Below are 23,720 nucleotides of genomic sequence, written 5' to 3' on the forward strand. Positions count from 1 at the left end.
CCCACAGAGCCCCCCACAGAGCCCCCCGACCGCCCCCGCCGCGCCGTTCGGAAGCCGGGTTCGCCCGTCTGACCGTCCTCCCCGCGCGCCGCCCGCCGATCCGGCCAAGACTGGGGGACACGAGCCAAGGAGCGAGCCATGACCATGAAGGTGCACCCATGAGCGAGAGTCCGAAAACGGCATGGATGGCCGCCGTCGCCCTCGGCTACGTATTGGGGCGTACGAAGAAGGGGAAGCTCGCCCTCACGCTGGCGTCCGTCGCGGCGGGCCGTCACTTCCCCCCGAATCCGCAGGAACTGCTGAGCCGTGGCGTCCGTACGCTGCGCGAGTCGCCGCAGTTCGGCCAGGCCGGTGACCAGCTACGGGAACAGGTCACGCGATCCGGCCTCGCCGCATTGACGTCGGCGGCCGACCGCACGCTGAACTCCCTCGCCGACGCGCTCCAACAGCGCACCCTCGCCCTCCAGGACGGCGAGAGCGGCGGCAGCGACGAGAGCGGCGAGAGCGGCGAGAGCGGCGAGAGCGGCGCGAACGACGACAAGGGCGAGAGCGGCGAGAAGGCAGACGCGGAAGCGGCTCGGCCCCAGCGGGCGTCGTTGTCCTCCCGGAGCCGCGAGGACTCCGGCAGGCACGTGAAGAAGGCTCCGGCCAAGCGGACCGGAACGGCGAAGAAGGCTACGAAGAAGACCGCCTCCTCCCGGTCCGGTTCGTCCAGCAGGCAGACGGCGCGCAAGTCGTCGGCCCGTACCGCTCGCGGGAGGTAGCCGGTCATGGCGGACAAGGCGGACAAGGCGAGCGGGGAGGCTCAGGGCGCGGAGGCCACGGACGGTTCCTCCGGGCTGGACCGGCTCAAGGAGGAGATCGGCAACCACCTCCAGGCGCGGGCCCACCACGCCCTGAGCGCGGTGGGGGAGCGGGTCACCGGCCTCACGGACAAGCTCGACGGCTCCGACGGGAGCGAGCTGCTGACGATCGGTCAGCGCGTGCTCGGTGGCGAGTCGTCGCTGAAGGCGATCGCGGGCGAGAAGACCAAGAACGTGAAGGACAAGGTGACCGGGGGCCTCAAGGGCGCCCTCGGTGGCGGGGGCGGCGGAGGCGGCGGCGGAGGGAACAACAAGGTGACCAATATCGTCGAGACCCTCGACATCGGCCTGCCCCGGCGCACGGTGTACAACTTCTGGACGGAGCTGGAGGAGTTCAGCGGTTTCACCAAGGGCGTCCAGAGCGTGAAGATGTCCGACGAGGTCGAGTCGGAGTGGAAGGCCAAGGTCGCCTTCTCCGACCGGAGCTGGACGGCCACGATCGAGGAACAGCTGCCGGACGAGCGCATCCGCTGGACCTCCAAGGGCGCCAGGGGCAGCACCAAGGGCATCGTCACCTTCCACGAGCTGACCCCGACCCTGACCCGGCTGGTGGTCGTCGTCGAGTACTTCCCCTCGGGCTTCTTCGAGAAGACCGGCAACCTCTGGCGCGCACAGGGCCGCCGCCTCCGCCTGGACCTCAAGCACTTCCAGCGCTACGTGACGCTGGAGGCCGAGGAGGAGCCCGAGGGCTGGCGCGGCGAGATCGAGGACAGCGAGGTCGTCCTCAGCCACGAGGACGCGCTCGCGCAGGAGAAGGAGGAGGAAGACGGCGAGGAGGAGTACGAGAACGAGGAGGAGGGGGACGAGGGGGAAGAGGGGGACGAGGAGGAACAGGCGGCCTGATCCCCCCTCCCTCTCACTCCGCCCTCCTCCTCACTCCGCCCCTCGAACCGTCCGCCCTCCCACACCGCCCACCCGCAGGGCGGACGGTTACGCGGGCAGCGGGCGCTCGTGGACGACGTGCTTCATCACCAGCGTGGAGCTGAGCCGCTGAACGCCGGGGAGGGTGGCGAGGTTCTCGTCGTAGAGGCGCTGGAACGCGGCGAGGTCGGCGGTGACCACGCGCAGCAGGTAGTCCGGGTCGCCGAACAGGCGCTGAGCCTGGATGACCTGGGGAAGGTCGGCGAGTGCCTGCTCGAAGGAAGCGATCGTGGTGCGGTCCTCCTGGCGCATGGTGACGAAGACGAGCGCGTCGAAGGCCAGCCCGACCGCGTCCGCGTCCACCACCGCCCGGTAACCGCGGATCGCCCCGGTGCGCTCCAGCTCGCGCAGTCGGCGGTGGCACGGGGAGAGGCTCAATCCGACGCGTCCCGCCAGCTCGGTGACCGTCAATCGGCCGTCTTCCTGAAGCTCCGCAAGGATCTGCCGGTCCATGTCGTCCATGGGGAAGATTCTTCCACTCGGCCTCCCGTGTGCGACCAGGGGAGGGGAGCACTTTCGGGGAGAACTTCCGTAATCTTCCTCTCCGAACCGTCAGAGAGGGAGAAGTACCACCATGGCTGCCAGTTCCATAGCCGCCTTTTTGGCGGTGTCCTTCATGCTCGTCCTGGTACCGGGAGCGGACTGGGCGTACGCGATCTCGTCCGGTCTGCGCGACCGGTCGGTCGTCCCGGCGGTGGGCGGGCTGATGCTCGGCTATGTGGGGCTGACGGCGGTCGTCGTGGCGGGGGTCGCGGCGCTGGTGGCGCGGACGCCGGGGATCCTCACCGGGCTGACGCTGGCAGGGGCCGGGTATCTGCTGTGGCTGGGGGTGACAACGCTGGTCTCCGCGTCCTCCGCGTCCTCCGCGTCCTCCGCGTCCTCCGCGTCCTCCGCGTCCTCCGCGTCGTCCGCGTCGTCCGGCTCCACGCCGGTGTCCTCGTCCGCGGCCTCCACCGCCTCCACCGACGCCGCCGCTTCCGATGGCGGACCGGCCGCCCGCGCCCGGGTTCTCAAGGGCGCGGGCGTCAGCGGACTGAACCCCAAGGCACTGCTGCTCTACCTCGCGCTGCTGCCGCAGTTCGCCGACCGGCAGGGGGACTGGCCGCTGGCCGCCCAGATCGGACTCCTCGGCATCGTGCACATGTGCACGGCGGGCGCCGTCTACCTCGGGGTCGGCACCCTGGCCAAAACGCTGCTGAGCCGGCGGCCGGCAGCGGCCCGGGTCATCACCCGCCTCTCGGGCGCCGCGATGATCGTCCTGGGCGGCGTCCTGCTGGCCGAACAACTGATCCCCTGAGTCGTGCCTCCCTGGGGCCGCCGGCTCCCGGGCGGGTCGTCCCCCGGACCGTCACCCCCTGAACCGGTTACCCCCTGAACGGTTGGTCCGGTGCGGGGGACCTCGGTGATGCCTGCGGGACGGTACGGCTAGTGCCGGATGACCGAGCGGATCCACTTGAGCTGCTGGGAGACCTCACCGGCATAGGCGGTCTCCTCCCGGTCGGAGCCGTTGAACACGCCGAGCAGGGTTTCGGTGCCGCGCGGGCCGATGCTCATGATGGGGCCACCGGAGTCGCCTCCGGCGGGGATCCCGCGCACCTTCTCCATGCAGAAGTCCGGGCCGCCCGGTACGGCGAACCCCTCGCACCGGGGGTCGTCCGGCCGTACGACCCGCAGGTCGGACTGCTTGAGGACCGGGGACTGGCAGGAGTTCTCGTCTCCGGTGCAGGTGGCGCCCCAGCCGTACTGCCGCACCTTCTGGCCGGGGTGGACGCCGGTCGTGGCCAGGGGCGCCGCGCGTACCTTCATCGGCTTGACCTTGATCAGCATCATGTCGGACTTCGCGCTGCCTTCGCGCTTGCCCGGCACGGGGCGCACCGTGGTGCCCTTGCGCATGTCGAGGTTGCCGACGCGGAAGGAGATCCTCTTGTCCGGGACCTCTTCCGCGTGCTCGTAGAAGCAGTGCGAGGCGCTGATGATCCACTCGCGGGTGACCGCTGTCCCGGTGCACGCCGGTTCGCCGTCGACGAGCATGCGCACCGCCCACGGGGCGTAGGTGCTCTTCGACCCGCCGATGACGGCGGAGGCCGGCGCGGACGACATCGCCCAGCCCGTCACCGCCAGCAGCGCGGTCAACAGCAGGACACGCACCCGGCGCACTCGGTGTGCTCCACTCACTCGACGCGTTCCACCCACTCCACCCACTCCACGCGCTCCACGCGCTCCACGCGCTCCACGCGCTCCACCCACCATGCGGAACAGCTCCTCTCATCGGGGCAAAAGCCCGTACTGGTGGTGAGATACCGAGCGGAGCCGAAAAGTTCGGAACGATCTCGGCGGAACGCGTTCGGGGCGGTGCCCGCCTGCGTGGTGCCCGCCTTCGCGGTGCGCACTCAACGGCGGCCCGGCAGCGCGCTGTTCGCCCTGGCGACGCATCCCGCACGGGCCACTGCCCGCACGGCTGTGAGCGACGGTCGGACCTTCCCGGCAGCACAGCACCAAGTGCCCCTCCCGGCGAGCTTCGCCCTGTCGCGCCGTCCGGCACGCACTCCGCCAAGCTCTACGAGCAGGGGGCGCCCCCAGCGGCGTTGGCCCCCAGCGGGCGGTGCCCCCACGACGACGCTCCTTGACGGGCAAACATGCCGGTCACGGAACTAGCCGCACGCCCCGAAGCGGCAGCGCACCTCCGCACCGCCGTGTGCCGAGGTCCCCAGTTCGACGCCGCCGCCCGAGTCCTCGGCGGTCGTCCGCGCGATGTCCAGGCCCAGCCCCGTGGAACCGGCCCCGCTCTCGCCGCGTGCCGCCACCTCCGCGCCGCCGTCCGCGAAGCCGGGGCCCTCGTCCTCGACGGCGAGGAGCCCGTCGGGGGTGACCGTGATCCACAGTCCGGCGCCCTCGGGCGTGTGGTCGAGGACGTTGCCGATCAGGGTGTCGAGCACGGCGGACAACTCGTCGCGCGAGGCCCGTACCCACACCGGCCCCGGGGGCGCCGAGACCGTCACGGTCCGGCTCTGGTCCTCGGCGAGCGGCGTCCAGAACGCGGTCCGTTCGCGCGCCACGGCCGCCAGGTCGCCCCGCTGGGTGCCGGGGGCGGCTCCGGCCCGCCGCGCCGCGCGGATCACGCCGTCCACGCTGCGCTCCAGCGCCGCCACCGACTCCCCGATCCGCGCGGCCTCGTCCGCGTCGTGCAGCCCCTCGGCGTCCAGACGCAGCGCGGCGACCGGGGTGCGCAGCCGGTGCGCGAGGTCGGCGCCGCGCTCGCGCTCGGCGGTGACCAGGCCGTCGATGCGCTCGCCCAGCTCGTTGAGCCGCCCCGCGAGCTGCCGCAGCTCGCGGGGGCCCGAGGGCGTGGCGCGCGCGGTGAGTTCGCCGCCGGCCAGCCGGTCGGAGACGAACGCGAGCTGCCGCGTGGCGCGGACGAGGCGCGCGGCGAGCCGGTCGGCGAAGGCCAGTCCGAGCAGCATCAGCGCGACGCCGAGCCCGCAGACCGCCAGCCAGGAGGGCAGCACGCCCGCGTGCAGCTGCTTCTCGCTGACGGCGACCTCGACGACGGACGCGGAGTGCCCGGCCGCCCGACCCTGGCCCGCTCCGGCCTCCGAGCCCCCTCCCGCGTCCGCGCCGGCCCCTGTGCCCCCTCCCGCGTCCGCACCGGCCTCCGAGCCCCCTCCCGCGTCCGCGCCGGCCCCTGTGCCCCCTCCCGCGTCCGCTCCGGCCTCCGTGCCTCCTCCCGCGTCCGCGCCGGCCCCTGTGCCCCCTCCCGCGTCCGCTCCGGCCTCCGTGCCTCCTCCCGCGTCCGCGCCGGCCCCTGTGCCCCCTCCCGCGTCCGCTCCGGCCTCCGTGCCTCCTCCCGCGTCCGCTCCGGCCTCCGTGCCTCCTCCCGCGTCCGCTCCGGCCCCCTTGCCCCGCGTCCGGCCCGGGTCCTTCCCCTGCGCGCCCGAGGCGAGGACGGGCACCATCACCACCCGGCCGCCGCTGTGCTCGCCGTCCGGCGCGTAGGTGAAGGCCCGTCCGCCGCGCGCCAGTTTCAGCGCGTCGGCGCTGACGCCGGATGTGCCGCGTCCCAGTACGGTGCCGTCGGCGAGGACGACGGAGGTGCACGGCTGCCCGTGCCCGTTGAGTCCGTCCACCACGCCCTGGACGACCGCGCGCCCGCTCGCGCCCCGGCCCAGCGAGCCGCCGACCACGGCGGCGACGGACTGCGCCCGCTCGGTGGCGTCGGTCATGGCCCGGTCCTCGGCGTGGCTGCGCACCAGCAGCGCCAGCGGGACGAGCAGGACGACGAGCACCACGACGGTGGTCGTCCCGATGAGTGCGAGCAACTGCCTGCGCATCAGCCCTCGCCCCCGCCTTCGCCCGTCTCCTCGCCGTCGCCCTCGACACGCGGCTCACCCGTCTCCCCCGTCTCCTCCGTCTCCTCCCGCTCTTCGGGGGCGGCCAGCTTCACGCCGACCGTCCGCACGGTGTGCAGGTAGCGCGGTTGCTGCGCCGTCTCGCCCAGCTTTCGGCGCAGCCACGACAGGTGGACGTCAACTGTCTTGTCCGCGCTGCCGAGCGGCTGCTGCCACACCTCGGCCAGCAGCTCGCGCCGCGAGATCACCTGGCCCTGCCGCCGGGCCAGATAGCACAGCAGGTCGAACTCGCGCGGGGTCAGCTCCAGCGCCTCCCCGTCCAGCGTGACCTCGCGTGCCGAGGGCGCGACCTGAAGCCCGCCGACCTGTACGGGCGGCTCGGGCTCGTCCGGCTCCGCGCTGCCCTGCCGCCGCAGCACCGCTTTGATACGGGCTTCCAACTGGCCGGATCCGAACGGTTTGACGATGTAGTCATCGGCCCCGTCCTCCAGCGCGGCGACGATCTCCGGTTCCTCGTCCCGCGCCGTCGCGACGATCACCGGGACGTCGCTGACCGAGCGCAGCATCCGCAGCACCTGCCCGCCGTCCACGTCCGGCAGCCCCAGGTCCAGCACGACCAGATCGGGCCGGTGGGTGACCGCCGTGTCCAGCCCCGCCATGCCCGTGCCGGCCGTGGCCACGGCGTGGCCCCGGTCCCGCAGCGCCCTGACGAGCGCCGCGCGCAGCTGGGGGTCGTCCTCGACGACGAGTAGATGCGACATACACGTACGTTAGCCACCCCGCTCCGGGCCCCGGCCACAGGGAGGTCCTGGACTGTCCCGGACTGTCCCGGCCGCTTTGTCCAGCTCTTAACCCGGCGTTAGGGAAGCGGACGGCAGACTGCCGGACATGCGCGGCGCGAACGGCAAGAAGCGGACGGAACCCACGAACAACTTCACGCGCCCCGAGGGCACCAGCACCGTCACCAGCACCAGCACCAGCACCAGCACCAGCACCGGTAGCGGGGAGGGGAGCGCGGACACAGGCGCGAGCGCGGGCGCGGGCGCCGAGATCCCCCCGCCCCCGGCCCAGCACCAGCCCCCGGCCCAGCACCAGCCCTGGCCCCGGTCCCGCCCCCGGCGTCGGCGGCTGGCCGCCGCGGCCTGGGTGTGCGCGGTGGCCGCCGCCTTCCTGCTGGGCGCCTGGTCGTTCGCGCACGCCGACCCCGGCGGCCAGTACGGGCGCCCCAAGCCGCTCACCGAGGCGGGCGTCAAACAAGAGCTGACCCAGGCCCAGCAGCGCGCGAGCGCCCGCGACAGGACCGCCTCCCCCGCCACGCCGCCCGACCCGTCCTCCTCCGCCTCCGATTCCCCGGCCACGTCCGATTCCCCGTCCTCGTCCGGGTCTCCGTCCACGCCGAAGGCCCCCCACCCCACCGCGCACATCGCCACCGTCCGCTTCCCGGACGGGCTCGGGACGGCGGTGGCCGAGTGCCGTACGGACGCGCGTGCGGTCAAGTTGCTGAGCTGGTCGCCCGCTGAGGGCTACAGCGCCGACGACGTCGAGGCCGGGCCCGTGCTGAAGGCCGGTATCGAGTTGGAGCCGGCCGACGACGACGATGACGACCGCACCGTCCTCGTGCGCTGCACCGACGGCAAACCGCACGCCGTCTTCGAGAAGGACGACGACGATGACGACGACTGACGGGGACGACTGAACGGGGACGACTGAACGGGGACGGCTGACGCGGAGGGGAAGACCGAGGACAGCGAGGACAGCCGGCGTCGGCCGAAGACAGCTGACGTCGGCCGAGGGCGACTGACGGCGGCTGACGGGGCGGCCGATGCCTCACAAGTCGCGTCCGTGGAACGGCGACCCGGGAATCCCGCGTTCTTGACGTGCGGGAGGATTCAATACGCTGGGCGCGTCCACCCTCCCGTGCCTCCCGGCCCGGGCGGGGTCCGTCCGTCCGGGCGGGCCAGACGCGAGCGAACCGAGGTATTGACCGTGACGACGCACAAACCCTCCTCAGCCACCGCCTCCGCCCCCGGCACCCCCACTCCCACTGTTCCGGCGGTCCCCGCCGTTCCCGTTCCGGACCCCGACGCGGGCCGGGCCGTGCACGCCGCGGACCGGGCGCACGTCTTCCACTCCTGGTCGGCGCAGGGCCAGATAGACCCGCTCGCGGTGGCCGGTGCCGAGGGCTCGTACTTCTGGGACTACGAGGGGAAGCGGTACCTCGACTTCGCCAGCGGTCTGGTCTTCACCAACATCGGATACCAGCACCCCAAGGTGGTCGCCGCGATCCAGGAGCAGGCGGCGAAGATGTCCACCTTCGCGCCCGCCTTCGCGGTCGAGGCGCGCTCGGAGGCGGCGCGGCTGATCGCCGAGCGGACGCCCGGCGACCTCGACAAGATCTTCTTCACCAACGGCGGCGCCGACGCCGTCGAGCACGCCGTCCGCATGGCCCGCCTGCACACCGGCCGCCCCAAGGTGCTGTCCGCCTACCGCTCCTACCACGGCGGCACTCAGCAGGCGATCAACCTCACGGGCGACCCGCGCCGCTGGGCCTCGGACACCGGCACGGCGGGCGTCGTCCACTTCCACGCCCCGCACCTGTACCGCTCGCCGTTCTACGCGACGACCGAGGAACAGGAGTGCGAGCGCGCGCTGGCACACCTGGAGCAGACGCTTGCCTACGAGGGCCCGCAGACGATCGCCGCGGTCATCCTGGAGACCATCCCCGGCACCGCCGGGATCATGATGCCGCCGCCCGGCTACCTCGCGGGCGTCCGCGAGATCTGTGACCGGCACGGGATCGTCTTCGTCCTGGACGAGGTGATGGCCGGGTTCGGCCGCACCGGCACCTGGTTCGCCGCCGACCTCTTCGACGTCGTACCCGATCTGATGACGTTCGCCAAGGGCGTCAACTCCGGCTACGTGCCGCTCGGCGGCGTCGCGATCTCCGCGAAGATCGCCGCGACCTTCGACCAGCGCCCCTACCCCGGCGGCCTCACCTACTCCGGCCATCCGCTGGCCTGCGCCGCCGCCGTCGCCACCATCGAGACGATGGCCGAGGAGGGCATCGTCGAGCACGCCGCGCACCTGGGCGAGACCGTCATCGGCCCGGCGCTGCGCGAGTTGGCCGAGCGCCACCCCTCGGTCGGCGAGGTGCGCGGTACCGGCGCCTTCTGGGCCCTGGACCTGGTGCGCGACCGGGAGACTCGCGAACCGCTGGTCCCCTACAACGCGACGGGCCCCGCGAACGCGCCCATGGCCGACTTCGCCGCCACCGCCAAGCGCGCGGGCCTGTGGCCGTTCGTCAACATGAACCGCACCCACGTCGTGCCGCCGTGCAACATCGGCGAGGCCGACCTGAAGGAGGGCCTCTCCGCGCTGGACCAGGCCCTCACGGCGGCGGACGCGCACACCGTCACGGGCGCGCACACCGTCACGGGCGCGGGCCCGGGCGCGGGTGGGGGCGCGAGCGCGTGATCAAGCGCAGCACCCTGCGCTCGCAGGTCGCCACCGCGCTGCGGGACGAGATCCTCGCCGGACGGCTGGCCACCGGCCGCGACTTCACGGTCAAGGAGATCGCCGAGCAGTACGGCGTCTCCGCGACTCCGGTGCGCGAGGCGCTCGTGGACCTCGCGGCGCAGGGGCTGCTGGACGTCGAGCAGCACCGGGGCTTCCGCGTACACGAGTTCACGCAGGCGGACTACCTCGCGATGTGCGAGGCCCGCCAACTCGTCGTGGACGGCGTCTTCCACGGCATCCCGGGCCTCGGCCCCGCCACCCCCGGCGGGGGTGGCGCCCGGCCCCTGGGGACGGCCCCGGGGACGACGGCCGAGCGGGCGTTCCAGCGGCTGCGGCCCGAGGTCGTGACGTCCGTACGCCGCCGCGCCGACGCCGCCGAACGCGCGGCGCGCTCCGGCGACTTGGACGTGCTGATCGCCTACGACCTGCGCTTCTGGCGGGAGTTGAGCGGGCTGCTGGGCAACGCGTACGTCTGCGACTTCCTCGACCGCCTCCGCGTGCAGTGCTGGGTCTACGCCGTCTCCGTGCTGCGCACCCTGCCCACCCTGCGCGGACGCCTGTGGGCGGGGCACAACGCGCTGGTGGACGCCGTGGTGTCGGCCGACGCGCCGACCGCCCGCGATGTCATGGCCTCCTACCACGCGCACGCCCTCGGCCTGGCCGGCCTCACCGGAGACGGACGGGGCGCGAGCGGCGGCGACGCGTGAGCCGGGGGCCCGGACGAGGCGTGAGCCCGGGGGCGCGCGGCCGGACCGGGGCATTCCGGGAGCATACCGGGGACGAAGCCGCGCTTCGGTGTGCTGAACACACCGCAGGGGCGGCGGATGGCGCGGGGCGCACTACGCTGTGCCCATGCAGGTCCCTGACGGTATAGGAGCGCCCCTTGGCCTGTGACCTCTGGCTGGTACCCCTCGTCGATGTGCTGTGCCACAGTCCGGACAACCCGTTCGCCGAAGAGATCGCCACCTATGACAGGGCGCTCACCGAAGCGGGCCTGCCCACCGTCCCGGTGTTCGGCTACATGCCGGGCCTCTCCGGCGATGTCGCCCCGGTCGCGGGCTTCGACTACGACGCGCTGCACTACCTGCGCCGCGCCTACCTGCTGCTCGCCAGCGGCCTGGAGGTCACCCCGGTGGGTGAACTGGGCGGCGACTACGAGCAGCTTCTGGAGATGTTCGAGCAGACGGCCCAGCAGTCCCACCTGGTGTGGCACTACGACCACGCCGGGGCCTACATCCCCGTGGACTTCCCGGCACCGCTGGCCGACGACGAACTCCTCGAAGGCGGCGGCCCGTTGGGCTCCAGCCACGGACTGCTGCGCGAACTCCACCTGGTGGGCCCGCACTTGGGCATCAATCCTGACAACCCGCCCCCGGCGCCCGCCGCGCCGCTGCGCCCCACCGACCTGGACGAGCCCGCCGCGTCCGCCGCGATCGGCTACGAGGACGGCACGCCCTTCGGCCGCGAGCGCCACGTGTGGCTGAGCCTGCACGCCGCGGCGACCCGCAGCCTGGCCCAGGGCTCCATGATCGTCTTCGGCTGACCGGCCCCGGACACCGGTGCTGACCGGCACCGGCCGTTCGGCGCTCGGCATCAGGCAGGCGCCCGGCAGCCGGCCCCCCTGGCCAGCGGGGCCTCACCCCGGGGGGCGCTGGCGCGGCATGCTGGGCCGGTGTCCGTTCGGCGGCGGGGGCGGCAGCCGGCGGGCCGGTCCGCTCGCGGCGGGTCCCGCGCCGTAGCGGCGCGCGCGGCCCGGGCGCGGGGCCTGGTGCAGGTGCACGGGCGCCGAGGTGGTCCGGAACTCCACCATCCAGTCGTAGGTCTCCGTGCGCACGATCTCGCCCACGTCCTCGGCGAAGCGCCGCAGCACCGCCAGCGCGCGCTCGGCCGCCTCGCCCGCCGTGCCCTCGGCGGGGCCGAGGACCTCCCGTACGTTCTCCGCCGCCCACTCGTACCGCAGCGTCTCCAGCCGTACCCGCACGGCCTGTGCCGTGGCGATGTCGCGCATCCAGCCCGAGGTCAGCCCCAGGCAGCGGTCGGCCAGTGCGCACACGGCGGCGGCCAGGAGGGCGAGATACCCGGCATACCCCCACGCCGCCCACCTGGGAGGCAGCACGCCCGCCAGATCCAGCAGCGGCACCGCGGCACCCGCCGCCACCCCGGCGACGGTCCCGGCGCGCAGCACCCGCGCCCAGCGGCGCTTGCGCACCCGGTCGGCCAGATACCACTCGACGATCTCCAGCGCCCCCCGCTCGACCCACTGGTACAGCTCCGCCAGGCGCTCGGCCGGCTCCTCCCAGTCACCGGACGGAAACCCGCGCCCCAGCAGATCCGGCTGACTCACCCGAGCACTCCCAACGGCGCCCCAATGGCGCCTGACGACAAACACACGACGGCGCACCCGCGGCGTTGTGACCCCGCATTTCCGACCGCCCCCGTGGCTCGACCGGCCCCCGCGTGCCGACCTCCTTTCCTACCGGCAGAAGAGGGATGTTCACGTCGAACCACCCTTTTTTCCCTCAGAAGGGGTCGGGTTCCCGGGCGTGTCGTGGACCGGTGTCCCTCCTCCGGGTGTCCACGCGGCCCCGGGCCGGAACGCTCCGGGGCCGGGCCTGCGGGCGCCCGCGGCCGTGCTTCCGGGCGCCCCGCGACCGCGCCCCCAAGCCGCCCGAGGCCGCCCGCTACGCTGGGCGGCGTGAGGATCCTGGTCATTGGCGGCGGTGCCCGCGAACACGCAATCTGTCGCTCGCTCTCCCTCGACCCCGAGGTCAGTGCCGTGCACTGCGCCCCCGGCAACGCCGGAACCGCCGAGGTGGCCACGCCGCACCCGGTGGACGCGCTGGACGGCGCCGCCGTCGCCGAGCTGGCGGCCTCCGCCGAGGTGGCCGCCGACCTCGTCGTCATCGGCCCCGAGGCCCCCCTGGTGGCAGGCGTCGCCGACGCGCTGCGCGCGCGGGGCATCCCGGTCTTCGGCCCCTCCGCCGAGGCCGCCAGGCTCGAAGGCTCCAAGGCGTTCGCCAAGGAGGTCATGGCCGCCGCCGGGGTGCCGACCGCGCGCAGCTACGTGTGCACCACCCCCGAGCAGGCCGACTCGGCGCTGGCCGCGTTCGGCCCCCCCTACGTGGTCAAGGACGACGGGCTCGCCGCGGGCAAGGGCGTCGTGGTGACCGACGACATCGAGGAGGCCCGCGCGCACGCCCTCGCCTGCGGCGGCGCCGTGGTGATCGAGGAGTTCCTCGACGGGCCCGAGGTCTCCCTCTTCGCGGTGACCGACGGCGAGAGCGTCGTACCGCTCCAGCCCGCGCAGGACTTCAAGCGCGCCCACGACGCCGACGAGGGCCCCAACACCGGTGGCATGGGCGCCTATTCGCCGCTGCCGTGGGCCGACCCGAAGCTCGTGGACGAGATCATGACCACCGTCCTGGAGCCCACCGTCCGCGAGCTGCACCGCCGCGGCACCCCCTTCTCCGGCCTCCTCTACGCCGGATTGGCCCTCACCTCGCGGGGCGTGCGCGTCATCGAGTTCAACGCCCGCTTCGGAGACCCCGAGACCCAGGCCGTGCTCGCCAGGCTGCGCACCCCGCTGGGCGGGCTGCTGTACGCGGCGGCCACCGGCACCCTCGCCGACTTCCCCGCGCTGCGCTGGAGCGACGGGGCCGCCGTCACCGTCGTGGTGGCGGCACACGGCTACCCCGCCAAACCCCGTACGGGTGACACCGTCGAGGGCCTGGAGCAGGTCGCCGGGCAGGACGGCCCGCACGCCTATGTCCTGCACGCGGGTACCAGCGCCGACGCGGACGGCACCGTGCGCAGCGCGGGCGGCCGGGTGCTGTCGGTGACGGCGACCGGCGCCGATCTGCACGAGGCCCGCGAGCGCGCCTACGCGGCAGTCGGCCGCGTCCGGTTGGCGGGCTCGCACCACCGCACCGACATCGCCGCGCGGGCCGCGGCGGAAGAAGCCGGGGCGCGGGACTGAGCGCACGGGCCTGCTCAGGACCGCGGCGGGCCCTCATATAGCGCGGGGGCGACTTTGAGCAAGACCTCTCCCCAAAGCCATTCCATCGGATGACCGGAACCTCGTACGGCTGACGCCCGGCAGGCCCCCAACTAGGGTGCCGCACAAGCCGACTGGGCCGCCCCGACGGGCGTCCGTCAACTGGCGCAGCGCGATTGCGGTGTCAGAGCGCGGTGTCAGAGTGGGTGGGAGCCGGAGGGACCGGCTGCGGCAGAGAAGGTGCCGGGGGTGAGAGATGAACGGTGTCGGTCGGAGCACCGGCACGCGCTCCGCGCGCGGTCACGCCCTCGCGGTGCTGCGGGTGCGCAGCACGGCTCTCGGCCTCGCCCTGCTCCCGGCAGCCGCGGCCGTCATCCTGATCGCGGGCGACGCCACAGGCCACTTCGGCGCCGGCTCCGGGTGGGCCACCGCGCGCTGGATGGTCACGGGCTTGGCGCTCGTGGTCCTGGCGTGCGCGGTGTGCGCGGGCCTCGTCATCGCCCGGGCCCGGCCCGCCGTCTCGCCCACCGTCCCCCTCGACGAGCGGACGGCGCCCGACCTGCACGCCATGGTGCGGGACCTCGCCGAGCGGCTCGATGTCCCCGCCCCCTCCGCCATCGCCCTGACCCCGGACTGCGACAGCTGGCTGGAGGACCGCACCCACCCGGCCCACGCCCCCGACTCCGCCGCCACCCCGGCTTCGGCCTCCGCCCCCGCCCCCGCCCCCGTCTCCGGAGCGGCGGGCGGCAGCAGGGAGAGACGCGGCGGAGCGGAGAGACGCGGCGGGCCGGGCGGAGGGACGGCCGGGCGGGGTGGGGCGGGCGCCGCGCGTGGGCCGCGTGCGGACGCGCCCGTCCTGGTCATCGGCTCGCCGTTCCTGTGGTGGATGCGCGTGGCCGAGCTGCGCGCGCTCCTCGCCCCCGTCGTCGCGGGTACGGGCCCCTCGGTGCACCCCGACATAGCGGCGGCCCGCCGCTTCGTACGGGGCCTGGACGCGGCGGTCGCCGGGGCCGACAGACGGCAGGTGCCACCCGGCGCCCGCCGCACACGGCTGAGCGCGGCCCGTATGGTGGGCCCGCTCGCCCGGCTGATGCTCCGCGCCGCGGGCCCGCACGCCACCCAGATGGAGCGCGGCGTCGCGGCAGCCGCCTCCGAGCGCGCCCAGGGAGTGGATTACGGGCTGCGGGTGGTGGCCCAGGAGCAGGTCGGGCTCGCCTACGCCGGATGGGACCGGCTGCTGACCCGCGTAGCGCTGCCCGCCTGGCGGCTGGGCCTGTGGCCCACGCGGCTGGACGCCGGGGTGGTCTCCGCACTGACCGAGCTGTCCCGCCGCGACCGCCTCGCCGAGGGCTTCACCTCCCGGCTGGGCGAGCGCCCCGCCTGCGATCTGCTGGAAGAGCCCGGCACGGTGGACGCCGCCGTCTCGCTGCTCGCCGCCCGGCTCTTCCTCGGCGCGACGCCCCCGCTGCCCCCCGGCAGCGGCCCGGGGGAGGCCCCGGAGTGGACGCCGGTGGAGTGGTCGGCGTATCCGGAGGAGGTCGTGGACCGGATCTGGCGCACCGAGGCCGCCCGCCTCTTCGCCGCCCTCGACGCCACCCGCCCTACCCGTACACCGACGCCCGCAGCGGACACGGCGAGCGTGACGGAAGCGGCGGCGGCGAGGCCCGCGCACACGGACGGCGGCACGGGACAGGGCGGCGGGCGTGCGGGCGCGGACGCAGGGGCCCGCGCTCGCGAGTCCGACAACGCCCGCGGGGTCCACGGGAGTTACGAGGCCCAGGGCCACGGGAGTTACGAGGGCAGCGAGGTCCACGGGGATGACGACGGACGCGGCGGTCACGAGAGACGCAGGGCGCAGCGCGGGAACCACGAAGGCCGCGGGGCTCCCGAGGGCCACGAGGGTCACGAGGTCTCCCAGGACCACGAGTTGGCCGGGCCCACCCTCTCCCGCGTTCTGGACCGGTTCACCTCGCTCGGCGAACCCGGCGACCCCCGCGAACCCGGTGCGACCGAAGCCCTGGCGGCGCGCATCAGTGCGGACGTGGCGCGCGCCGAGGCCGCGAGCGCCCCTGGTGCCATCGGTGCGACCCTGAATGCCGGGGCTCTCCCGGGCGCCGGGGAAACGCACCCGGCACCCCCGGCTCCGATGGGCCTTCCCCTCCAGCCGCCGCGCGGCGGGCGGGAGTTGCTGGCCGACCACATCACCGCGGCCGTCTGCTGCGCCGCGGTCGATACCGCGGGCGCCGCACCCGGTCTGGACTGGCTCGATGGGCCCACGCTCCTCGTCGAGGGCAAGCGCGGAAGCGACCTGACCCGGCTCGTGCTGGCGCTCGTCGAGGAAGGCGATGCCCGGGGCCTGCGCGACTGGCTCGCCGCCGTCGGCGTGCGCGCGGACAAGCCCGTGCGGCTCGTCTGACCCTCATCGCCCACTGATTAGAAACGAAGGGTGACCGCGCGCTTGCGTAATGTGATGTGCTGTCTGCCGTCACCAAAGCGCGGCACAGCACGGCACGGCGCGGCACGGCACGAGGACCGGGGAGTGGGCCCGTCGCGAACGCGGCGGCGCACCGGCCGGGAACGTGGCGGCGAACGGCGTCGTCCCGGCATGCCTGGGGAGCGGGGAGGGAGCAGACAGTGGGAACTGAGCGGACCGAGCAACAGCGGCACGCACCCCACGCACAACAGGGGGCATCATCCCGGCGCTGGGAGTCCGGCGCCCTCGCGCACGCCGTCACCGACCCCTTCGGCCAAGGCCCCCTGCCCTGGCTGCGGGTGAGCGAGAACTACTTCGAGAACGGCCGCCTCGTCCCCTGGTACATCGACTGCGAACCGGCGCCCGGCCAGACCTCCCGCACCCCTGAGCTGGTACGCGAACTGGCCGGCGGCAACCGCCTCCTCCCGCCGCGCAGCAGGAGCGGCCCCTCCCGCAGCGGCCCGCCGCCCGCCGACGATGTGCGCTGCCAGATCAAAGGCTTCGCCTCCGTCGCGGGCGGCACCCCGCCCGGTGAGTCCATCGACTTCCGCATCACCGTCAACCCGCCCCAGCCCTTCAGCGTCGATATCTACCGCATCGGGCACTACGCGGGCGCGGGCGCCACGAAGATCACTACCAGCCCCCGGCTGTCGGGCATCATGCAGCCCGGCCCGCTCACCGCCGACCGCACCGTCTCCTGCCACCACTGGTGGCTTTCCTGGCGGCTCCAGATCCCCGAGTTCTGGAGCACCGGCGCCTATGTCGCCGTCCTGACCACCGCCGACGGGCACCGCTCGCACATCCCCTTCACAGTGCGCGACCGTGACCCCGCCGACCTGCTGCTCGTCCTGCCCGACGTGACGTGGCAGGCGTACAACCTCTTCCCCGAGGACGGCCGCCTCGGGGCCAGCCTGTATCACGCGTGGGACGACGAGGGGCGCCTGCTCGGCGAGAGCGACGCGGCCATGACCGTCTCCTTCGACCGACCCTACGCGGGCTCGGGCCTGCCCCTGCACGTGGGCCACGCCTACGATTTCATCCGCTGGGCCGAGCGCTACGGCTACGACCTCGCCTACGCCGACACCCGCGACCTGCACGCGGGCCGTGTGGACCCCACGCGCTACCGGGGCCTCGTCTTCCCCGGCCACGACGAATACTGGTCCGTACCCATGCGCAGGGCCGCCGAGAAAGCCCGCGACAGCGGCACGGCGCTCGTCTTCCTCTCCGCCAACACCATGTACTGGCAAGTCGAGTTGGAGGCCCTCCCCTCCGGCGCCCCCGACCGCCTGCTCACCTGCCGAAAACGGCGCGGCCCCGGCCGTCCCTCGCTCTGGCGCGAACAGGGCGAACCGGAGCAGTCGCTGCTCGGCATCCAGTACGCCACCCAGGTCGCCGAGCCCTACCCGCTGATCGTCCGCAACGCCGACCACTGGCTGTGGGAGGCGACCGGCGCGGGAGAGGGCGACGAACTGCCCAGCCTCGTCGCGGGCGAGGCCGACCACTACTTTCCCCGCACCACCTTGCCCGAGTACACCTCGCGCATCCTGTTGGCCCACTCGCCCTACCGCGACCGCGGCGGCGCCCGGCGCCACCAGGAGACCTCCTTGTACCGCGCCCCGTCCGGCGCCCTCGTCTTCTCCTCGGGAACCTTCGCCTGGTCCCCGGCGCTGGATCGCCCCGGCTACGTGGACGACCGCATCCAGCGCGCCACGTCCAACCTCCTGGACCGCATCTGCAAACGGGACTGACGTCCCGCACGTTCCCACGGCCCCAGCCCCGCACGGCTTTGCTTCCGCCGCCCCGCCACCGATTTTCCCGCCGGGACGGAGACTCTTCCCCGCCGGGACGGCACGCTTCCCCGCCGCGACGGCGACTCTTCCCCGCCGCGACGGCGCGCAGCCCGACGGCGGAGCCCGGCGGTGCCGAACCGGCGCGCGCTGTCCCACTTTCCGCCGTGGCGGAAGCCCACCCACCCGTCGCCCCCGCCCCGCCGGAGGCATGGCACCGGCATCGGCACAGGCACCGGCACAGGGAGCGGCACTCAGCCCTGGTGCGCGCAGGCAACAGAGCCGCAGGGGACAATCGACGGACCGTCGTACATCGGCCGCCCCCCGGGAGGAAAACCGTGTCTGGATTTGTCGAGAAGCCCGAGCCCGCGCAGGTGCCCGGCCTGGAGCACCTGCACACGGGGAAGGTGCGCGACCTGTACCAGAACGGGGCGGGCGAACTGGTGATGGTGGCCAGCGACCGGATCTCCGCGTTCGACTGGGTGCTGCCCACCGAGATCCCCGACAAGGGCCGGGTCCTCACCAAGCTGTCGCTGTGGTGGTTCGAGCAGCTCATCGACGTGCTGCCGCACCACGTGCTCAGCACCGAACTGCCCCCCGGCGCGCCCGCCGACTGGGAGGGCCGCACCACCGTGTGCCGCTCCCTGCGCATGATCCCCGTCGAGTGCGTGGCCCGCGGCTACCTCGCGGGCTCCGGCTGGGCCGAGTACCAGCAGACCCGTACGGTCTGCGGGCTCGCCCTCCCCGAGGGCCTGGAGAACGGCTCCGAGCTGCCGGGGTCGATCTTCACCCCCGCAACCAAGGCGGCCGTGGGCGAGCACGACGAGAACGTCGCGTACGAGGAGGTCGCCCGCGAGGTGGGCCCGGAGACCGCCGCCGAGCTGCGCCAGTCCACCCTCGCCGCCTACGACCGCGCCCGCGACATCGCGCGCGAGCGCGGCATCATCCTCGCGGACACGAAGTTCGAGTTCGGCTGGGACGACGCGGCGGCGGAGCGCGAGGGTGGTGAGGGCGGCGACGGCAAGCCCGTGCTCACGCTCGCCGACGAGGTGCTGACCCCCGACTCCTCCCGCTTCTGGCCGGCCGACCAGTGGGAGCCGGGCCGCTCGCAGCCCTCGTTCGACAAGCAGTACATCCGCGACTGGCTCGACTCGCCCGCCTCCGGCTGGGACCGGCGCTCCGAGCAGCCCCCGCCGCCCCTCCCGCAGGAGGTCGTCGAGGCGACCCGCGCCCGCTACATCGAGGCGTACGAGCGCCTCACCGGTATCCCCTGGAGCTGACCGCCGCGCGGCGGTCATGGTGACGGCGAAGGGGCCCCGGTCCGAAGACCGGGGCCCCTTCCGTGCGGAGCGGACGACGAGGCTCGAACTCGCGACCTCAACCTTGGCAAGGTTGCGCTCTACCAACTGAGCTACGTCCGCCTGACCCCACCAGCGCCGGCACCCGGGGGGGGCGGTGGATCGTGGTGAAGCGCCGCCCAGTATAGCCGGACTCGGAAGGGCCCGGATCCGGCCGCTCAGATCCAGCCCCGTTCGCGGGCCATGCGGGCCGCCGCGTGCCGGTTCTCGGCCCCGAGCTTGGCGACGGCGGCCGACAGATAGTTGCGTACGGTGCCCTGCGTCAGCGACGCCTCGCGGGCGATGTCCGCGATGGGCGCTCCGTCGGCGGCCAGCTCCAGCAGTTCGGCCTCGCGGGCGGAGAGCGGCGAGTCCCCGGCGCTGATCGCGTCGGCCGCCAGTTCGGGATCGACATAGCGGCTGCCCGCGTGCACGGTGCGGATGATCTCCGCGAGCTGCTGCGCGGACGCCGTCTTCGGCACGAATCCCCGGACGCCGGCCGCCAGGGCCCGTTTCAGGTGGCCCGGCCTGCCGTGGCTGGTGACGATCATCGTCCGGCACTCCGGTACCGAGGTACGCAAGCCGGAGGCGACCTGTACGCCGTCGGCGCCGGGCATCTGGAGGTCGAGCACCGCCACGTCCGGCCGGTGGGCGCGCGCCATGGCCGCGGCCTCGGGCCCCGACGCCGCCTCGGCGACGATCACCAGGTCGTCCTCCAGCGCGAGCAGCGCGGCCAGCGCACCCCGGATCAGATGCTCGTCGTCGGCCAGCAGCACGCGAATGGCCGTCGTCGGCCCCGTTGCCTCGCGGTCTTCCCCGGCCCCGGCCCCGTCCGCGCCGGTGCCGCCGGTTTCCGCCCCTGACACACCGCTCACCGCTCTCCCCTTGCTCCTTCGTGCCCTGCCTGGGTCCTCCCCGCCGCCCGGTCACGGCCCCGCTCAGTCCCGCGCACCGGAATCCGCCGCTGTACCGGTATTCGCCGTTCTACCGGTAACCGCCGCCGTGCGGGGTGCGGCGTCCGCGCCCCCGTCCGCCGCCGCGCCGGAATCCGTACCCGTACCTGCACCCCCACCCTCACCCGCGTCCGGTTCCGGTTCCGGTCCTGGCCCCGCACGGAGCGGGACTTCCGCGTGCAGCCGGAAAAGGGACACGGCGCCGTCGGAGTCCGCGGCGGGCTCGGCCGTCAGCGTGCCGCCGAGGGCCGCCAGGCGTTCGCGCAGGCCCGCGAGGCCCGAGCCACCCTTCGTGGGGCGGGCGGGGGAGTCGCACACGCCGTCGTTCTCCATCACGAGCACGGCGCTCGCGCCCTCCCTGCCGAGGCCGGTGGAGCTGACGCGTACGGTGCACCGGGTGGCCTCCGCGTGCCGCAGGATGTTCGTCGCGCCCTCGCGCACCACCCAGCCCAGCACCGACTGCGCCTCGGCCGGCAACTCCGGCGCACCGTCCTCGATCCGGCAGTCCACGCCCGCCGCCCGCAACACCCCCCGCGCACCGGCGAGTTCGGTGTGCAGGCCCGCCTCCCGGTACCCGCGTACGACCGCGCGCACCTCGGTCTGGGACTCGCGCGCCAGCCGCTGGACCTCTTCCATCTGCTCGACGGCGGTCTCGGTATCACGCCGCGCCAGCTGCACCGCCAGCTCGCTCTTGAGCGCGATCACCGACAGGTTGCGGCCCATCACATCGTGCAGGTCCCGGCTGAAGCGCAGCCGCTCCTCGGCGACGGCCAGCCGCGACTGCACCGTCCTGGCCTGGTCCAGCTCCCGCATCACCGCCAGGTACCAGGTCGAGGAGCGGGGCGTGTAGATGCCGAGGAGTCCGGTGGCGACGGTGACGAACCAGGTCGCCAGGAGCGAGCCCAAGCTCATGCCGGCCAGCGCGAACGCACCGGTCAGCACGGTGGCACCCACGGTCACCGTGGCCGAGGCGCGGCGGACGGGCACGCAGAGCCCGTAGGTGCCGGTGAGGGCGGGCAGGGCGCCGAAGAGTGTCAGCGCCACCGACGGGCCCGGCCCGACCTGCCCCCGGGCGACGAGCACGAGCAGCGCGCCGACGCTGAGGGCGAACGCCGCCGCCATCACCAGCAGTCGCCGTACGGGCGCGGGCCCCACGTTCAGGTAGTTGTTCACGCCCTGGCGGAACCCGCCCATGCTCAGCGCGCATTGGGTGAACCCGAGCAGGACGACCAGCAGGGCCAGCCAGCGCGCGGAAGTCTCGTCGGCGAGGGCGACGAAGATCTGCGGGAGGCCGCTGACTCCGAAGATCCAGGGGGTGGCCAGCAGCGTCCAGCGCGTGGCTGCCTCGACCTGTTCGTATCTGCTACGGCGCCGCCACGCACGCCGTTTGGCCCTGCCCCAGCGGAACATCGGCCGCCTCCCGTCTCCCCGATTCCGCTCTCACCGTACGGGGCACCTCCGACACTCAGCGCCCCTCGATACAGGCGCGCAGCCCCCATCGGCACCGCGCGCCCAGCGCATCAGCGGCGAGGTTCCCACCGGAAGCGCCGCCGCACCAGGTATGCGCCCAGCGCGATCCAGGCCACCGTGACGGCCACCGCGCGCACCGTCTCCCCGGCACCGAGCTGCTCGGTCCAGCCGCTGCGCACCAGGTCCATGACGGGCGTCATGGGCAACCAGCGGAATACTTCGGCCAGCCGGTCGGGGAGGACCTCCAGCGGGACGAAGACCCCCGAGCCGATGAACGTCACCATCATCAGCGGCATCGGCGTGAGCTGCGCCATCTCGGCGCTGCGCGTGAAGATCGTGGAGGCGGCGGCCAGCGAGGCCATCAGCACCATGCCCAGCACCACGCCCGCGACCAGCAGGTCGGGCCGTGCCGGGGCTCCCACGTCCAGTACGGCGGCCCCGCCGGCCAGCAGCAGCACGCACTGCGCGAGCCCGACGGCCATGGCGGGCAGTGCGCCGGCCCCGAGGATCTCCAGGTCGTTGGCCTCACCGGTGCGCAGCCGCTTGAGAACCAGTTCCTCGCGGCGCGCGACGTAGACCCCGACGAGGTTGCTGTAGACGGCGAAGACCAGCACCATCGCCACGGACCCGGGCACCACCGTGGTACCCACCGACAGCCCCGTACCGCTCAGGTCGGACTGTTCGGCGGCGGACCTGAGGGAGAAGGTCAGGGCGACGGGTACGAGCAGGGCGACCACGAGTGCCGACCTGTTGCGCAGCAGCAGCGTCAGCTCCGCCCGCGCGAGCGTGCCCAGCCGCCGCCCGGAGAGCCCGCCCGACCTGGCGCCCTTGCCTCCGGTTCCTCCGGTGTGCTCGCTCATTCCGGCCCCGCCGTGTGTTCCGGTCACCGTGGTCATACCGGCATCCCCGCCTTCGTCGTCGTACCGTCACCGTGCCCCGCGCCCTGGCTCCCGCCGGGCTCGCCCGAGCCCCGCGTGCCGTCGCCGGAATCCCGCGGACCGCCCCCGGAACCGTCGGTTCCGTCGCGCCGGCCGCCGGCCTGGGCGATCTCCAGGAACGCCTCCTCCAGCGAGGCCGACCGCGCCTGCAGTCCCTCCAGTTCGATGCCCGTATCCCGTGCCCACAGCAGCAGTTCGGTCAGCGCGTACTGCAACGCGTCGGTCTTGACGGACACCGTGCGCCCCTCGACGGCGGCGGGTACGGTCAGCGGCAGCCGCTCGGGCGAGATCCCCGCCGGGAGCCGGAAGGAGATCCGCGAGGGCCGGGCCGCGACCACCTGTTGCGGGGTGCCGGCCGCCACGATCCGTCCGGCCTGCATGATCGCGAGCCGGTCGGCGAGCTGTTCGGCCTCTTCCAGGTAGTGCGTGGTCAGCAGCACGGTGGTGCCCTCGGCGCTCAGCCGGCGCACCAAGTCGGCGGTGTCGCGGCGCCCTTCGGGGTCCATGCCGGTTGTCGGCTCGTCCAGGAACAGCACTTCGGGCCGCCCGATCAGCGCCAGCGCCAGGTCCAGCCGCCGCCGCTCGCCGCCGGACAGCTGCTTGACCCGTACATCGGTGCGCGCGCCGAGCCCGACCAGGGTGAGCGCCTCGTGCGCGGGCCTGGCCTCGCTGGTCACGCCTGCCCACATCCGGGCCGTCTCGGCGACGGTCAGCTCGGAGGGGAAGCCGCCCTCCTGGAGCATGACGCCGGTACGGGGTCGTACGTAGGCGCGCTGGGTGTACGGGTCGAGCCCGAGTACCCGCACACTGCCCGCGCTCGCCCGCGCCAGCCCCTCCAGCACCTCGACGGTGGAGGTCTTGCCCGCCCCGTTCGTGCCCAGCAGCGCGAAGATCTCTCCCTCGCGCACGGAGAACGAGATGTCCCGTACGGCCTCGAACGTGCCGCTCTTGCCCGCCGCGTACCGGCGTTTGAGTCCTTCGACCTCGATCGCGTCCATGACATCAAGGTTTCCGCCGTGCGAGCGCTTCGAGCAGTGCGGGTCGTCATCGGTGCAGATGACGAATGTCATCCGTGGACGCGTCCCGAAACGACGGGATCCCGAAAAAGGATCTCCAGATCGC

General features: G+C 73.6%; 20 protein-coding genes and 1 tRNA gene. 11 read left to right on the forward strand and 10 right to left on the reverse strand.

Annotated elements, in window-relative coordinates; all coding sequences use genetic code 11:
- Positions 1-158: 158 nt before the first annotated feature.
- Positions 159-764: a hypothetical protein gene (locus ABD339_RS08380; RefSeq protein ID WP_344563817.1), complete on the forward strand. Its 606-nt coding sequence runs from the start codon at positions 159-161 to the stop codon at positions 762-764.
- A 6-nt stretch (positions 765-770) separates the two neighbouring features.
- Positions 771-1,706, forward strand: a complete 936-nt coding sequence (locus tag ABD339_RS08385; RefSeq protein WP_344563819.1) for an SRPBCC family protein — start codon at positions 771-773, stop codon at positions 1,704-1,706.
- 87 nt (positions 1,707-1,793) lie between these two features.
- Here the strand turns inward: ABD339_RS08385 and ABD339_RS08390 are convergent, their stop codons facing one another.
- Positions 1,794-2,246 carry an Lrp/AsnC family transcriptional regulator gene (locus ABD339_RS08390; RefSeq protein ID WP_344563821.1) on the reverse strand — a complete coding sequence of 151 codons (453 nt, stop codon included), beginning with the start codon at positions 2,244-2,246 and terminating at the stop codon, positions 1,794-1,796.
- Positions 2,247-2,358: 112 nt separating this feature from the next.
- Between ABD339_RS08390 and ABD339_RS08395 the strand changes: the two genes are divergently transcribed.
- Positions 2,359-3,081, forward strand: coding sequence for a LysE family translocator (locus ABD339_RS08395; protein WP_344563823.1), 723 nt, complete (start codon positions 2,359-2,361; stop codon positions 3,079-3,081).
- 128 nt (positions 3,082-3,209) lie between these two features.
- Here ABD339_RS08395 and ABD339_RS08400 read toward each other — a convergent pair whose 3' ends face one another.
- The 3 genes from ABD339_RS08400 to ABD339_RS08410 form a co-directional block, all read right to left on the reverse strand.
- Positions 3,210-3,884, reverse strand: a complete 675-nt coding sequence (locus ABD339_RS08400) for a S1 family peptidase (protein WP_344564412.1) — start codon at positions 3,882-3,884, stop codon at positions 3,210-3,212.
- 551 nt (positions 3,885-4,435) lie between these two features.
- Positions 4,436-6,112 (reverse strand): sensor histidine kinase, encoded by a 1,677-nt coding sequence (locus tag ABD339_RS08405; protein ID WP_344563825.1) that lies wholly within the window; start codon positions 6,110-6,112, stop codon positions 4,436-4,438.
- Positions 6,112-6,891, reverse strand: a complete 780-nt coding sequence (locus ABD339_RS08410) for a response regulator transcription factor (RefSeq protein WP_344563827.1) — start codon at positions 6,889-6,891, stop codon at positions 6,112-6,114. The genes ABD339_RS08405 and ABD339_RS08410 overlap by 1 nt, the downstream gene beginning before the upstream one ends.
- Positions 6,892-7,018: 127 nt before the next feature.
- Between ABD339_RS08410 and ABD339_RS08415 the strand changes: the two genes are divergently transcribed.
- The 4 genes from ABD339_RS08415 (at position 7,019) to ABD339_RS08430 (ending at position 11,189) form a co-directional block, all read left to right on the forward strand.
- On the forward strand, positions 7,019-7,813 hold the full coding sequence (locus tag ABD339_RS08415) for a hypothetical protein (protein ID WP_344563829.1): 795 nt from the start codon (positions 7,019-7,021) through the stop codon (positions 7,811-7,813).
- 414 nt (positions 7,814-8,227) lie between these two features.
- Positions 8,228-9,604: an aspartate aminotransferase family protein gene (locus tag ABD339_RS08420; RefSeq protein ID WP_344564414.1), complete on the forward strand. Its 1,377-nt coding sequence runs from the start codon at positions 8,228-8,230 to the stop codon at positions 9,602-9,604.
- Positions 9,601-10,353: a GntR family transcriptional regulator gene (locus tag ABD339_RS08425; RefSeq protein WP_344563831.1), complete on the forward strand. Its 753-nt coding sequence runs from the start codon at positions 9,601-9,603 to the stop codon at positions 10,351-10,353. Before ABD339_RS08420 ends, ABD339_RS08425 begins: the two co-directional genes overlap by 4 nt.
- A gap of 176 nt (positions 10,354-10,529) precedes the next feature.
- On the forward strand, positions 10,530-11,189 hold the full coding sequence (locus ABD339_RS08430; RefSeq protein WP_344563836.1) for a hypothetical protein: 660 nt from the start codon (positions 10,530-10,532) through the stop codon (positions 11,187-11,189).
- 93 nt (positions 11,190-11,282) lie between these two features.
- On the opposite strand, the gene ABD339_RS08435 is transcribed toward ABD339_RS08430, so the two are convergent.
- Positions 11,283-11,990: an SLATT domain-containing protein gene (locus ABD339_RS08435; protein WP_344563838.1), complete on the reverse strand. Its 708-nt coding sequence runs from the start codon at positions 11,988-11,990 to the stop codon at positions 11,283-11,285.
- A gap of 351 nt (positions 11,991-12,341) precedes the next feature.
- Here ABD339_RS08435 and purD point away from each other — a divergent pair, with 351 nt between their 5' ends.
- From purD to ABD339_RS08455, 4 genes are all read left to right on the forward strand, one after another.
- Complete coding sequence (gene purD, locus ABD339_RS08440) at positions 12,342-13,622, forward strand: phosphoribosylamine--glycine ligase (RefSeq protein WP_344563840.1); 1,281 nt, start codon at positions 12,342-12,344, stop codon at positions 13,620-13,622.
- Between the two features lie 274 nt (positions 13,623-13,896).
- Positions 13,897-16,056: a hypothetical protein gene (locus tag ABD339_RS08445; RefSeq protein ID WP_344563842.1), complete on the forward strand. Its 2,160-nt coding sequence runs from the start codon at positions 13,897-13,899 to the stop codon at positions 16,054-16,056.
- A gap of 218 nt (positions 16,057-16,274) precedes the next feature.
- Entirely contained in the window at positions 16,275-17,861 is a 1,587-nt protein-coding gene (locus ABD339_RS08450) for a N,N-dimethylformamidase beta subunit family domain-containing protein (RefSeq protein ID WP_344563844.1), read from the forward strand.
- Positions 17,862-18,238: 377 nt separating this feature from the next.
- A complete protein-coding gene (locus ABD339_RS08455) occupies positions 18,239-19,180 on the forward strand; it encodes a phosphoribosylaminoimidazolesuccinocarboxamide synthase (protein WP_344563846.1) in 942 nt (313 codons plus the stop codon).
- Between the two features lie 68 nt (positions 19,181-19,248).
- Here the strand turns inward: ABD339_RS08455 and ABD339_RS08460 are convergent.
- From ABD339_RS08460 to ABD339_RS08480, 5 genes are all read right to left on the reverse strand, one after another.
- Positions 19,249-19,321: transfer RNA gene (locus tag ABD339_RS08460), tRNA-Gly, on the reverse strand.
- Between the two features lie 95 nt (positions 19,322-19,416).
- Entirely contained in the window at positions 19,417-20,019 is a 603-nt protein-coding gene (locus ABD339_RS08465; protein WP_344564416.1) for a response regulator transcription factor, read from the reverse strand.
- A gap of 156 nt (positions 20,020-20,175) precedes the next feature.
- Entirely contained in the window at positions 20,176-21,600 is a 1,425-nt protein-coding gene (locus ABD339_RS08470) for a sensor histidine kinase (RefSeq protein ID WP_344563848.1), read from the reverse strand.
- 110 nt (positions 21,601-21,710) lie between these two features.
- The gene (locus tag ABD339_RS08475; RefSeq protein ID WP_344563849.1) at positions 21,711-22,556 is read right to left on the reverse strand and encodes an ABC transporter permease; all 846 of its coding nucleotides are present in this window, start codon (positions 22,554-22,556) and stop codon (positions 21,711-21,713) included.
- The gene (locus ABD339_RS08480; protein ID WP_344564418.1) at positions 22,553-23,596 is read right to left on the reverse strand and encodes an ABC transporter ATP-binding protein; all 1,044 of its coding nucleotides are present in this window, start codon (positions 23,594-23,596) and stop codon (positions 22,553-22,555) included. Before ABD339_RS08480 ends, ABD339_RS08475 begins: the two co-directional genes overlap by 4 nt.
- Positions 23,597-23,720: the final 124 nt, after the last annotated feature.

Source organism: Streptomyces axinellae (assembly GCF_039532135.1).
Lineage (GTDB): Bacteria > Actinomycetota > Actinomycetes > Streptomycetales > Streptomycetaceae > Streptomyces > Streptomyces axinellae.